Origin of the sequence: Streptomyces sp. NBC_01217, assembly GCF_035994185.1 — a bacterium.
Taxonomy (GTDB): domain Bacteria; phylum Actinomycetota; class Actinomycetes; order Streptomycetales; family Streptomycetaceae; genus Streptomyces.
In genome coordinates this window covers 5,614,453-5,627,446 of sequence record NZ_CP108538.1, presented here as the reverse complement: position 1 = coordinate 5,627,446, position 12,994 = coordinate 5,614,453, and the positions used below count along the sequence as shown (strand labels likewise).

Below are 12,994 nucleotides of genomic sequence, written 5' to 3'. Positions count from 1 at the left end.
GAGAGGGATGTGAGCGGCTCTGAAACGTAGTCAGCTCACCGCCCTTCCCGCAAACATGCCGACATACGGAAAAACGGCCGGGAATTCGCTTTCCCGGCCGTTCTCCGCAGTTCCGCAGAGGTGCGGATCAGCCCGCGGGGCTGGAATACACGCTGGTCGCAGCGGTCTGTTCGAAGAGCCACTCGGACTTCAGCTCGGCATATCCGGGCTTGATGACGTCGTTGATCATCGCCAGACGTTCATCGAAAGGAATGAACGCCGACTTCATCGCATTGACGGTGAACCACTGCATGTCGTCGAGCGTGTATCCGAAGGTCTCGGTCAGCTTCTCGAATTCCTGGCTCATGCTAGTACCGCTCATCAGCCGGTTGTCCGTGTTCACGGTGGCCCGGAAATGCAGCTTCCGCAGCAGCCCGATGGGGTGCTCGGCATACGAGGCGGCGGCGCCGGTCTGGAGGTTGGAGGTCGGGCACAGCTCCAGCGGGATGCGCTTGTCGCGTACGTAGGAGGCGAGGCGGCCGAGCTTCACGGTGCCGTCCTCGGCGACCTCGATGTCGTCGATGATGCGGACACCGTGGCCGAGCCGGTCGGCGCCGCACCACTGGAGGGCCTGCCAGATCGACGGCAGGCCGAAGGCCTCGCCCGCGTGGATGGTGAAGTGGTTGTTCTCGCGCTTGAGGTACTCGAACGCGTCGAGGTGCCGGGTGGGCGGGAAGCCCGCCTCCGCGCCCGCGATGTCGAAGCCGGCGACGCCCTGATCGCGGTAGCGGTTGGCGAGTTCGGCGATCTCCAGGGAGCGGGCGGCGTGCCGCATCGCGGTGAGGAGCGCGCCCACCCGGATGCGGTTCCCGTCCCGGCGGGCCCGGAGCTCGCCCTCGCGGAAGCCCTCGTTGACGGCCTCGACGACCTCTTCGAGGGTCAGCCCGGCTTCCAGGTGCTGCTCGGGGGCGTACCGCACCTCGGCGTACACGACACCGTCCGCGGCCAGGTCCTCGGCGCACTCGGCGGCCACCCGGACCAGTGCGTCGCGGGTCTGCATGACGGCGCAGGTGTGGGCGAAGGTCTCCAGGTAGCGCTCCAGCGATCCGGAGTCGGCCGCCTCGCGGAACCAGACGCCGAGCTTGTCGGGCTCGGTCTCGGGAAGTCCGTCGTAGCCGCTCGCGAGGGCGAGGTCGACGATCGTTCCGGGGCGCAGGCCGCCGTCGAGATGGTCGTGGAGGAGGACCTTGGGGGCACGCCGGATCTGGTCCTGGCCGGGCACATGGAGGGTCGGGCTCATCATCTGGGCACTCTAGCGCCTACGCGCGTAGATTGTCGCTCGCCGATACGTAACAGTGACCGCGAATACGGGTGGAGTACACCTGCCCTTCTGACACTGTTCTGTCATGGCACAGCGCGCACTCCCCCTGCCTGCTGCAAGGCTGGGACGGGCCGTCAGGACGGCCGGAGCACCATCTGCGGTCAGCGGCGTGGTTCTGCTGCTCCCGGACGGCGAGGCCGACTCGCACCGCCGCCCCTCCACTCTCTCGTACGCCCTCCAGCTGCCGTTGGCCCGCACCCTGGCCCGCGCGGCCCAGGAGGACGGGCTCGCCGCGCATGTCGTGCGCTACCGCTGCCGCGGCTGGAACGCGACCGACGCACAGCTCGCGGCGGACGCCCGATGGGCGGTGGACGAGGTCGTACGGCGCTACGGCGACGTCCCCGTCTGCCTCGCCGGCCACGGCATGGGCGGCCGGGCCGCACTCCGGGCGGGTGGTCATGCGGCGGTCAACTCCGTTCTGGCGATGGCCCCCTGGCTGCCCGACAACGCGACGGGCGAACCGGAGCCGGAGCCGGTCAAACATCTGCTGGGCCGCAAGGTCCTCCTCGTCCATGGCACGAACGATGCCCGCACCGACCCCGAACTGTCCTTCCGCCTCGCCGAGCGCGCCAAAAAGGCCAATCGCGACACCTGCCGCTTCGAGGTCCACTCGGACGGCCACGGCCTGCGCCAGCACCGTGCCGAAGTGACGGCCCTGGCAACGGACTTCGTCCGCGGATCGCTCTTCGGCCGCGCCTACGCCCGCCCCGTCGCCGACGCCCTGGCGGCGCCGCCCCCGCTGGGGTTGCGAATGCCGCTGGCGGCGGGGTTCGGGAGGTCGTTGCGGGAGTGAGGGGGCATGGCGCGTTGCCGTACACGGTGGAGACGTGGTCGCGGTGTCCCCGATTCAGTCCGGCAGCAGGTGGCCCCTGCGCGACAGCAGGAAGCGTTTGAAGGCGGCCACCGGTGGGGTGTCCGGGTGGCCGTCCAGCCAGGCGACGCCGATCTCGCGGGCCGCTCTCGGGGCCGTGACGGTGAGTTCGACGACGCCGGGGCGGGGCACCGCGGGCGGTGGCAGCAGGGCCACGCCGAGGCCCGCCGCGACCAGGCCGCGCAGGGTCTCCGTCTCCTCGCCCTCGAAGGCCACACGGGGTGCGAAGCCCGCCTGCGCGCACAGGTCGTCGGTGATCCGCCGCAGGCCGTACCCGGGTTCGAGGGTGACGAACTTTTCGTCGGCGGCCTCCGCCAGGCGGATGCGGCGGCGCGCGGCGAGGCGGTGGTCCTCGGGGACGACGAGGCGCAGCCGCTGTTCGTCGAGGCGGCGGGAGACGAGGTCGGGGGCGTCCGGGACGGGTGAGGTGAGGCAGAGGTCGAGCCCGCCGGCCCGGAGGCGTTCGATCATCGCCTCGCCGTAGTTCTGCACGAGCTGGAAGCGGACCCGGGGGTGGTCGGCGCGGAAGGCGCGGATCAGGGCGGGTACGGTCTCGGAGCCCATGGTGTGCAGAAAGCCGAAGGCGACCTTGCCGGTGGCCGGGTCGGCGTCGGCCCGTACGGAGTCGGCGGCCTTCTCGACCTCGGCGAGGGCCCGCTCGGCGGAGCCGAGGAAGGTGCGGCCCGCGGGGGTGAGGGAGACGGTGCGGCCCTTGCGGGCGAACAGGGCGACTCCCAGGTCCTGTTCCAGCCTGACCATCGCCCGCGAAAGCGTCGACTGCGGGACGCCGAGCTCGTGCGCGGCGCGGGTGACGTGCTCGTGGCGGGCCACCGCCTCGAAGTGGGCCAGCCGCGGCGCGAGGACGGCGCGAATGTCTTCTTCGTAACTGCTGGGTGACAGCCGGGGCTGTGAGCTGCGTTCATGCACCATGGGATTGATTATCGCAAGTTCGCGCATTGGACGCATGAAACCGGGAGGCCTACTTTCGAAGCATGCCTCCTGCCAGTACCGGGGCGTCCACCCTCACCGTGGCCGCCTCGACCCAGCCGTCCCCCGTCGCCACCGCTTCGTCCGTGCCGGACCGTCTCGAACCGGGCCGCCCCGGCTACCGCCGGATGAGCTTCGCGCTCTTCGCCGCGGGTGTCGCGACCTTCGCACTCCTCTACTCCACCCAGGCCCTGCTGCCCGCCGTCTCCGCCTCCTTCGGCGCCACGGCCGGACAGGCCAGCTGGACGGTCTCCGCCGCGACGGGCGCACTGGCGCTGTGTGTGCTGCCGATGAGCGCGCTCTCCGAGCGGTTCGGGCGGCGGCAGATGATGACCGCGTCGCTGACGGTCGCCGTACTGCTCGGGCTGCTCGTACCGTTCGCACCCTCGCTGGGCTGGCTGATCGCACTGCGTGCCGTCCAGGGCGCGGCACTGGCCGGACTGCCGGCCTCCGCGATGGCGTATCTGGCGGAGGAGGTACGGCCGAAGGCGCTGATCGCCGCGATCGGACTGTTCGTGGCGGGCAACAGCATCGGCGGGATGAGCGGGCGCATCCTCACCGGCTGGGTCGCCCAGCTGTGGGGCTGGCGCGCGGCGCTCGGCGCTGTCGGGCTGCTGGCCGTGGCCTGCGCGGCCGTCTTCCACTTCATGATCCCCAGGGCGCGGCACTTCACCCCCGGTTCGCTGAACCCGAAGGCCCTGGCGAAGACGGTGGGCGGGCACCTCGCCGATCCGCTGCTGCGCCGGCTGTACGCGATCGGCGCGCTGTTCATGACGGTGTTCGGCGCGGTCTACACCGTGATCGGCTACCGGCTGGTGGAGGCGCCGTTCAGCCTCCCGCAGGGGGTCGTGGGCTCGGTCTTCCTGGTCTACCTCGTCGGTACGGTCTCCTCCGCCGCGGCGGGCCGGCTGGTCGCGCGGCTCGGCCGCCGGGGCGCGCTGTACCTGGCCGTCTCGACCACGGCCGCCGGTCTGCTGCTCTCGCTCGCCGACCAGCTGGCCGCCGTACTCCTCGGCCTGGTCCTGATCACGGCGGGCTTCTTCGCCGGGCACGCGGTCGCCTCCTCGTCCGTGAGCCGTACGGCGACGACGGGCCGCGCCCAGGCGTCGGCGCTCTACCAGTCCGCGTACTACCTGGGCTCCAGCGCGGGCGGCACGCTCGGCGCGGTCGCCTTCCACGCCGGGGGCTGGGCCGGGACCGTGTGGCTGGGACTGTTCGCGGTCCTCGGCGTCGTCTCGATCACGCTGTACGGGACGCGGGCCGCACGCGCCGAGCGGCTCCGGCCGATGCCGGTGGCATCCGTACAGAACTGAGACATACGGCGCACAACCAACCACTCCCCGACGCGCGTCTAGCAGGCGGAATCACCTCACCGCGCGCGAAGGGGAGTTGGCGTACATGAGAGTCGCGGGGAACATACGCAACATCCGGGGGATACGGGCGCGGCGCGCGCTCGCACTGACCGCCGCCGGTCTGATGGCGGCGCCCGCCCTGGTCCTGGGCACCGGCGGATCCGCGCAGGCGGCGTCCTGCACGACGTCCACCGGGCCGTACCAGAAGCAGGTCGAGAAGTATCTGCACCGGACGGTCGACGGCAAGCAGTCGGCCGCCGACTGCAAGGCCATCCGGTCCTTCCAGCGCACCTACGGGATCACGCCCGACATCGGTTACGCGGGGCCGGTCACCTGGCGCACGATGAAGACGCTCACGGCCCAGAAGGCGGCCGGCAAGAACCCGAACAAGGCCAAGAAGTGCCCCACCAACAGGGGGCGCATCGCATGTGTGGACCTGACCCGGCAGCTGAGCTGGATCCAGGACGGCGCCAAGCTGAAGTACGGTCCGGTGCCGATCCGCAGCGGCCGCAACGGGTACGAGACCCGCACCGGGTCCAAGAAGATCTACCTGCGGCACCTCAATCACTGGTCGACGATCTACCACGTGCCGATGCCGTACTCCCAGTTCTTCGACGGCGGTCAGGCGTTCCACTCGGTGGACCTGAAGATGTGGAACCCGCCGGGGTCGCACGGCTGCGTCAACATGCGCCGCGCCGACGCGAAGTCGTACTGGAACCTGCTGAGGAACGGCGACGACGTGTACGTGTACGGGCGCAAGCCCGGCACCTGACGGGCTGACCGACACCTGAGCGGAGCGTGACCGGAACGTGTGCCGCTTCGGCACTTCCCACCCCTGTTGTCAGTGGCCTGCGGTAGCTTCCGAAAAGCTGAAGTGAGCGGCATCACAGCGCAACAGGGGTGGAGCGATGAGTGATCAGACAGCCACGGCGGACATCGACAGCCGTCTGGAGGAACACCGGGTCGAGCTGACCGGCTACTGCTACCGGATGCTCGGCTCGGCCTTCGAGGCGGAGGACGCGGTGCAGGACACGCTGGTGCGTGCCTGGCGCAACTTCGAGAAGTTCGAGGGGCGTTCCTCGCTGCGGTCCTGGCTGTACCGGATCGCCACCAACGTCTGTCTGGACATGCTGAACGCGGGGAAGAAGCGGGCCCGCCCGGTCGATCTGACGGGCCCGACGCCGCTGGCCCAGGCGGCACTGAACCCGCGGTCGCAGGACACCTGGCTGGAGCCGATGCCGGACGGGCGGATCCTGCCGTCGGTGACCGACCCCGCGGAGGCCGCGGTGGCGCGGGAGTCGGTGCGGCTCGCGTTCGTGGCCGCGCTGCAGCATCTGCCGCCCAAGCAGCGGGCCGTGCTGATCCTGCGCGAGGTGCTGGCCTGGAAGGCGAGCGAGGCCGCCGAGCTGCTCGACACCTCCGTCGCCTCGGTCAACAGCGCCCTCCAACGGGCGCGCGCGACCCTCGCGGAACACGCGGGGCAGATTGCCGACACCGCCGATCCGCTCGACGCCGAGCAGCGCAAGCTCCTCGATCGGTACGTCGCGGCCTTCGAGGGGTACGACATGGCGGCGCTGACCGCGCTGCTCCACGAGGACGCCGTGATGACCATGCCGCCGTTCGACCTCTGGCTCCGGGGGCACGACGACATCACGGGCTTCATGGTCTCGATCGGCGCGAGCTGCGAGGGCTCACGGCTGGTGGCGACGGAGGCGAACGGCACCCCGGCGTTCGCGCATTACAAGCCGAATCCGGACGGGCCGGGGTTCGTGCCGTGGGCGGTGCAGGTCATCGACATCTCGGAGGGTGCCATCACCGGCCTGCACTGCTTTCTGGACACGCCCCGCTGGTTCCCGCTGTTCGGCCTCCCGGATCACCTCGACGCCGGCGCCGCGTGAAGCGCGGCATACGGAACGGGCTGGTGGCGGGCTGGATGGTGCTGGCGGCCGGTGGCTGGGGGCTGACCCAATGGCTGGGCGAGCCCTCCGCGACCGAAGGGCCCGCGCCCGGAACCTCCCGGACTCCTGATCCCGCCTCCATCGGCGGACCGGGGCCGCAGCCGGAGAACGAGTGCGGCGCGCCGGATCCGTTCCTCGCGGCGTCGCCGCTCCCCACGGCGACGGCCTTCCTCACGGCCACGGCGGTCCCGCACGACCGCCAGGTGGTCTGCACACGGATCAAGGCGAGAAGGCCGGCGGGCTGGGACGGGGACTGAACGCCGGGCGGGGCAGGCGGGGCGCGCTCCCCCGGGCGCGGCCCCTTCAGGCCTCGTTCCCCGCGGCCCCGCCCCCGCCCCCGGTCCCGGTCCCGCATGCCACGTCCACCACATCGGCCAGGCCCACCAGGTCGAGCAGGTTCTTCAGCTCGGGTGGCACATTGCGCAGCCGCAGGCGTCTGCCGCCCGCGCGGCGTGCGACCAGCCCCAGCCGCGCTATCGCCTCCACCAGGGTCAGGTCCGCCTGTACGACCCCGCCCACATCGCAGTCCACCCCGGCGTCCGGGTCGCGGACGGCGCCCTCGGAGTCGTACAGCAGCGCCTCCAGCTCGGCGCAGAGACCCGGCACCGCGGCCCGCGTGACGCGGCCGGTGACGACGAGAACGATCGGGGTCATGGCTTCCACATCAGGGAGACCGGCGCGGCGGCCGAAACTCATCGCTGCCCGCTCCCGCACTTTCCCGGCGCCCCGGCCCGCCCGCCCTGCCCCGTCCATGCCCCGCGCCCTGCCCAACAGCCGTTCCGGCCGCCGGGCGCACATCCGGCATCCGCCCCTCCGGATCGCCCCGGACCGATGAACTTCCGTCAACTCCTGTCACCTGTGCGGTTTCTGTGAACCCTTGCGATCAATTCCCCCTCTAGGTACGTGAACCGGCCGGCACCGGCCTCCCATCGGTGCCGACTGACCAGCGGCCCCTCCGGGGGCCGCCTGATTCTCCAGGGGGAGAGTTGCGCAGACACGTGAGAAACGCGTGTGTATCGACCATCGCCACGGCAGCCGCCGTGGCGCTCGCCGCCGGGATGACCACCCCGGCCATGGCCCGTCCCGACACCGCCCGGCCGAAGGGTGCCGAGCCCGTGGCCCAGCACCGGCTGACGCTCATCACCGGCGACCGCGTCACGGTGGACGGCAAGGGCCGGGTCCTGAACTTCCGGCCCGCCAAGGGGCGCGAGCACATACCCGTGCAGCGGCAGATACGCGACGGGCACACGCTGCTCATCCCGGCCGACGCACACCGGCTGATCAGCTCCGGCAAGCTGGACCGCAGGCTGTTCGACGTCACCGAGCTGAACCGTGCGGAGAACCGCAGGGCGCAGAAGACGGGCCTGAAACTGATCGTCGCCTACCGGGGCGCCCGGGCGGCGGCCGCGAAGGCCGAGGTCCGTGAGGCGGGCGCCACCCGGGTCGGCCGGAACCTGAAGTCGTTGAACGCCGAGTCGGTGACCACGCCGGAGCGCGACGCCAAGGACATCTGGCAGGCACTCACCAGCAAGCCCTCGCGGGGTGCCCAGCGCACCACGGCCGCCGGTATCGACCGGGTCTGGCTGGACGGCGTACGCAGGGCGAGCCTGGACAAGAGCGTTTTGCAGATCGGCGCACCGACCGCCTGGAAGGCCGGCTACACCGGAAAGGGCGTCAAGATCGCCGTCCTGGACACCGGTGTGGACGCCACCCACCCCGACCTCCAGGGCCAGATCCTCGACACGAAGAACTTCACCGCCTCGCCCGACACCCTGGACCGGGTCGGACACGGCACACACGTCTCCTCGATCGCGGCCGGTACGGGCGCCAAGTCGGGCGGGAAGTTCAAGGGCGTGGCCCCGGACGCCAAGCTGATCGAGGGCAAGGTGCTCGACGACGACGGCTTCGGCGACGACTCCGGCATCCTGGCCGGCATGGAGTGGGCGGTCGCGCAGGGCGCCGACGTCATCAATCTGAGCCTCGGCGGCGGTGACACCCCGGAGATCGACCCGCTCGAAGCGGCGGTGAACAAGCTGTCGGCCGACAAGGGCGTCCTGTTCGCCATCGCGGCGGGCAACGAGGGCGACGGCGCCGGCACGGTCGCCTCCCCGGGCAGCGCGGACGCCGCACTGACCGTCGGCGCGGTCGACGACAACGACGAGCTGGCCGACTTCTCCAGCCGCGGCCCGCGCACCGGCGACGGCGCGATCAAGCCCGATGTCACCGCCCCCGGCGTGGACATCACGGCGGCGGCCGCACCCGGCTCCGCCATCGATCAGGAGGTCGGGCAGAACCCGCCGGGCTATCTGTCGATCTCCGGTACGTCGATGGCGACCCCGCACGTCGCGGGCGCCGCCGCGCTCCTCAAGCAGGAGCACCCGCAGTGGAAGTACGCCGAGCTCAAGGGCGCGCTCACGGGCTCGGCGAAGCCGGGCGCGTACACCCCCTTCGAGCAGGGCTCGGGCCGGATCGCCGTCGACCGGGCGATCGCCCAGACCGTCGTCGCCGAACCGGTCTCGGTGAGCTTCGGGGTGCAGCAGTGGCCGCACACCGACGACACCCCGGTCGCCAGGAAGGTGACGTATCGCAACCTCGGTACGGCGGACGTCACCCTCGACCTCGCGGTCACGGCCACCGGCCCGAAGGGCAGGCCCGCCCCGGCCGGGTTCTTCACCCTCGGCGCCGACAAGGTGACCGTCCCGGCGGGCGGCACCGCCGAGGTCCCGCTGACCGTGAACACGAAGCTCGGCGGCACGGCCGACGGCTCCTACTCGGCGTATGTCGTCGGGACCGGCGGCGGCCAGAGCGTCCGCACCGCGGCCGCGGTCGAGCGCGAGATCGAGTCGTACGACCTCACGGTCAGGACCATCGGACGTGACGGCAAGCCGTCCCGGTTCAACGAGTCCGACCTCTACGGCCTGTCCGGCACGGCGAGCGGTGTGTGGCTGTCCCCGAGGAGCACCGACGGGACGGCGAAGGTGCGCGTGCCCAAGGGCGGCTACGCACTGAACTCGGCCGTCCACGTCGACCCGGAGGACGGCACCAAGGGCATCGACTGGCTCGTCCAGCCGAACCTGAACCTCACCAGGAACCTCACCGTGACGTTCGACGCGCGCAAGGCGAAGCCGGTGGACATCGCCCTGCCCACCACCGGCGCCAAGCCCCGACTGGCCGCGCCCGACCTGCAGTTCGACGGCAAGGACAGCGGCTACAGCTACGGCTGGTACCTCGACTCGTACCGGAACCTGCGCACCGCGCACGTCGGCCCGAAGGTGACCGACGGCTCGCTCGCCCAGCACTGGCTGGGCAGCTGGACCAAGGGAGCATCGACCCGGTACGACATCGCGGTCGGCGGCACGGTGACCCAGGCGGCGACCGGCTACAGCCGGAAGTTCACCAACGGTCAGCTGGCGAAGGTCACGACGTCCCTCGGCGCGTCCGTCAAGGGCAAGACCGGCGGGTTCGCGGCATGGGGCTCGCTGCCCGGTTCCTACTCCGGCTGGACGTCCTGGTCCAGCCAGAAGATCCCCGGGACCAACACCGCCTACGTCTCCACCGCCGACAAGGTGAAGTGGAACTTCGACTTCAGCCAGGAGGGCGGACTCGACGAGGACGGCTACCCGGTCACCGAGGCGCAGTACTCCCTCGGTGACCCGCAGACCCTGAAGGCGGGCAGGACCTATACGAAGAAGGTCAACACCGCGGTGTTCGGCCCCGCGCTCGGCTCCGGCCACGGAATCATCCGCGACGCGGACACCATCACCGGGTCGCTGCCGCTGGCGGCAGACGGCCGCGGCAACATCGGCTACTCCACCTACAGTTCGGTCAAGACCGTCCTCTACCGCAACGGCGCCGTGCTCGCCAGGAACGCGGACCCGCTGGAGGGCGGCACCCCCATCGCAGTGCCGTCCGGTGCGGCCGACTACCGGCTGACGACCTCGGTGCAGCGCAGCTCCAAGGTCTCGGCCGTCTCCACCCGGATCGACGCGAGCTGGACCTTCAGGTCCAAGAAGAGCGCCGAACCGACCCTGCTGCCCGTCTCCACGGTCCGCTTCACGCCGAATGTGACGACGGACGGAAGGGTGACGGCGGGCAGGACCGCTTCCGTACCGGTGACGGTGCAGGGTGCGGCCGCCGGCAAGAACCTCAAGTCGCTGACGGTGTACGTCAGTTACGACGGCGGCAAGACCTGGAAGAAGTCCGCGGTCAAGTCGTGCAAGCTTTCCGTGAAGAACCCGGCCAGGGGCAAGTCCCTCTCGTACCGGGCGAATGTCACGGACAAGCAGGGCAACAAGTCGTCGGTGTCGATCTACAACGCGTACTTCGGCAAGTAGACGCCCCCGACCACAACCGCATGACGGCGGCCCGCCGGGACGGATTCCTCCGCCCCTGCGGGCCGCTCGCACACCGACGCGACCGGCGTGGCACCGCTTCTCAGCTGACCGGAAATATCCCGGTGTCCAGGTCCAGCGCGAACGGCTCGGGAAGCGTCAGCTTCTCCCCGTACTCCACCGCGTCCAGCACCCGGTACGTGCCCTCGACGGGTTCCCCGTACAAGGTGGCGGTGGGACGGCCGGAGTGCCAGGGGTCGAGGAGCAGGAAGAGCTCGACACCGGCCTTCGCGTATCCGTGCGCCTTGCCGATGCGGTCGTGGTTGGCGTTGGCCTGCGAGGTGATCTCGACGACGAGCCGGGCCTCCTCCGCCGGCACGCGGTTGCCCGGCCCGGTCGCCGCGGCACGCGGCACGACGACGAGGTCGGGGATGTAGAGCCCGGCCCGGCCCGGCACGGAGACGCCGAGGGTCTGGTAGATCTCCCAGTCCTCCGGGATGACGGTGTAGAGCCTGCGCTGAAGCAGAGCCGCAGTGGTGTTGTGGTCCTTGGACGGCGGTGGCGACACGGTGACGATCCCCTCGATGATCTCCACCTTGCAGCCCTCGGGTGCGTCCGTCTCCTCCCAGATCCGGACGAGGTCGTCCCATCCCTGGCCGTTGCCCGGCACGGGATCGACGGTGAGTGCGCTCATGGCGGTCTCCTCTATCGGTGCGTCACCGAGTCCAGCATGCCGAACGGGACCGGTGGCAGTCCACCGGTCCCGTTCACCCGGACGAGTAAACCGCAGGTCAGGCGATACGTTCCCGCACCACGGGGGTGGCCGTGAACTCCGTGCCCTCCGGGTCGATGTCGTACGAGGAGGGCAGGGCCTTCAGCGCGTACTCGAACTTCTCGGGGGTGTCGGTGTGCAGCGTCAGCAGCGGCTGTCCGGCCGTTACCGTGTCGCCCGGCTTGGCGTGCAGTTCGATGCCCGCACCCGCCTGCACCGGGTCCTCCTTGCGGGCCCGGCCCGCGCCCAGGCGCCAGGCGGCGACGCCGATGTCGTACGCGTCCAGGCGGGTCAGTACGCCGCTGGACGGAACCGTCACGACGTGCTGCTCGCGGGCGACCGGGAGCGTGGCGTCCGGGTCGCCGCCCTGGGCGGAGATCATCCGGCGCCAGACGTCCATCGCGGAGCCGTCGGCGAGGGCCTTCTCCGGGTCCGCGTCCCTGAGCCCGGCCGCGTCCAGCATCTCGCGGGCGAGGGCCAGGGTGAGGTCGATGACGTCCTTCGGGCCGCCGCCGGCCAGCACCTCGACCGATTCGCGCACCTCCAGGGCGTTGCCCGCGGTCAGGCCGAGCGGGGTGGCCATGTCGGTGAGGAGCGCGACCGTGCGCACCCCGCTGTCGGTGCCCAGCGCGACCATGGTGGAGGCCAGCTCACGGGCGTCCTCGATGGTCTTCATGAAGGCGCCGGAGCCGACCTTGACGTCCAGGACGAGCGCGCCGGTGCCCTCGGCGATCTTCTTGGACATGATCGAGCTGGCGATCAGCGGGATGGCCTCGACGGTGCCGGTGACATCGCGCAGCGCGTACAGCTTCTTGTCGGCCGGGGCGAGCCCGTCACCGGCGGCGCAGATCACCGCGCCGGTGGTGTCCAGGACGTTCAGCATCTCGGCGTTCGAGAGGTGGGCGCGCCAGCCGGGGATGGACTCCAGCTTGTCGAGCGTGCCGCCGGTGTGGCCGAGGCCGCGGCCGCTGAGCTGGGGGACGGCGGCGCCGCAGGCCGCGACCAGCGGGGCGAGCGGCAGGGTGATCTTGTCGCCGACGCCGCCGGTGGAGTGCTTGTCGGTGGTGGGCCGGGAGAGCGAGTGGAAGTCCATGCGCTCGCCGGATGCGATCATCGCGGCGGTCCAGCGGGCGATCTCGGTGCGGTTCATTCCGTTCAGCAGGATCGCCATGGCCAGCGCGGACATCTGCTCGTCGGCGACCTCGCCACGGGTGTACGCGTCGATGACCCAGTCGATCTGCTCGGGGGTCAGCTCGCCTCGGTCCCGCTTGGTGCGGATGACGGAGATGGCGTCCATGTCCTGGGAGTCCTTCCGGCCGGTACGTACGCAAGAGTCCTGAATGACTCTACGCGCATAGAGGGT

General features: G+C 70.8%; 11 protein-coding genes. 6 read left to right on the top strand and 5 right to left on the bottom strand.

Features of this window, described 5'->3' with window-relative positions; all coding sequences use genetic code 11:
- Positions 1-127: 127 nt before the first annotated feature.
- The gene (locus tag OG507_RS25320; protein WP_327369462.1) at positions 128-1,282 is read right to left on the bottom strand and encodes an adenosine deaminase; all 1,155 of its coding nucleotides are present in this window, start codon (positions 1,280-1,282) and stop codon (positions 128-130) included.
- A 187-nt stretch (positions 1,283-1,469) separates the two neighbouring features.
- Here OG507_RS25320 and OG507_RS25315 point away from each other — a divergent pair, with 187 nt between their 5' ends.
- On the top strand, positions 1,470-2,153 hold the full coding sequence (locus OG507_RS25315) for an alpha/beta hydrolase family protein (RefSeq protein ID WP_327369461.1): 684 nt from the start codon (positions 1,470-1,472) through the stop codon (positions 2,151-2,153).
- 54 nt (positions 2,154-2,207) lie between these two features.
- Here OG507_RS25315 and OG507_RS25310 read toward each other — a convergent pair whose 3' ends face one another.
- Entirely contained in the window at positions 2,208-3,161 is a 954-nt protein-coding gene (locus OG507_RS25310; protein WP_327369460.1) for a LysR family transcriptional regulator, read from the bottom strand.
- A gap of 62 nt (positions 3,162-3,223) precedes the next feature.
- Here OG507_RS25310 and OG507_RS25305 point away from each other — a divergent pair, with 62 nt between their 5' ends.
- The 4 genes from OG507_RS25305 to OG507_RS25290 all read left to right on the top strand — a co-directional run bounded on the left by OG507_RS25305 (position 3,224) and on the right by OG507_RS25290 (position 6,785).
- Positions 3,224-4,531, top strand: a complete 1,308-nt coding sequence (locus OG507_RS25305) for an MFS transporter (RefSeq protein ID WP_327369459.1) — start codon at positions 3,224-3,226, stop codon at positions 4,529-4,531.
- An 85-nt stretch (positions 4,532-4,616) separates the two neighbouring features.
- Positions 4,617-5,342 carry a L,D-transpeptidase family protein gene (locus OG507_RS25300; protein ID WP_327369458.1) on the top strand — a complete coding sequence of 242 codons (726 nt, stop codon included), beginning with the start codon at positions 4,617-4,619 and terminating at the stop codon, positions 5,340-5,342.
- A 136-nt stretch (positions 5,343-5,478) separates the two neighbouring features.
- Positions 5,479-6,468, top strand: coding sequence for a sigma-70 family RNA polymerase sigma factor (locus OG507_RS25295; RefSeq protein ID WP_327369457.1), 990 nt, complete (start codon positions 5,479-5,481; stop codon positions 6,466-6,468).
- Entirely contained in the window at positions 6,465-6,785 is a 321-nt protein-coding gene (locus tag OG507_RS25290; protein WP_327369456.1) for a hypothetical protein, read from the top strand. Before OG507_RS25295 ends, OG507_RS25290 begins: the two co-directional genes overlap by 4 nt.
- 46 nt (positions 6,786-6,831) lie before the next feature.
- Here the strand turns inward: OG507_RS25290 and OG507_RS25285 are convergent, their stop codons facing one another.
- Entirely contained in the window at positions 6,832-7,224 is a 393-nt protein-coding gene (locus OG507_RS25285; RefSeq protein WP_327369455.1) for an STAS domain-containing protein, read from the bottom strand.
- A 302-nt stretch (positions 7,225-7,526) separates the two neighbouring features.
- Between OG507_RS25285 and OG507_RS25280 the strand changes: the two genes are divergently transcribed.
- On the top strand, positions 7,527-10,862 hold the full coding sequence (locus OG507_RS25280; protein ID WP_442811012.1) for a S8 family peptidase: 3,336 nt from the start codon (positions 7,527-7,529) through the stop codon (positions 10,860-10,862).
- Positions 10,863-10,962: 100 nt separating this feature from the next.
- Here OG507_RS25280 and OG507_RS25275 read toward each other — a convergent pair whose 3' ends face one another.
- A complete protein-coding gene (locus OG507_RS25275) occupies positions 10,963-11,553 on the bottom strand; it encodes a Uma2 family endonuclease (protein WP_327369454.1) in 591 nt (196 codons plus the stop codon).
- Positions 11,554-11,650: 97 nt separating this feature from the next.
- Positions 11,651-12,928, bottom strand: a complete 1,278-nt coding sequence (locus tag OG507_RS25270; protein WP_327369453.1) for a thymidine phosphorylase — start codon at positions 12,926-12,928, stop codon at positions 11,651-11,653.
- Positions 12,929-12,994: the final 66 nt, after the last annotated feature.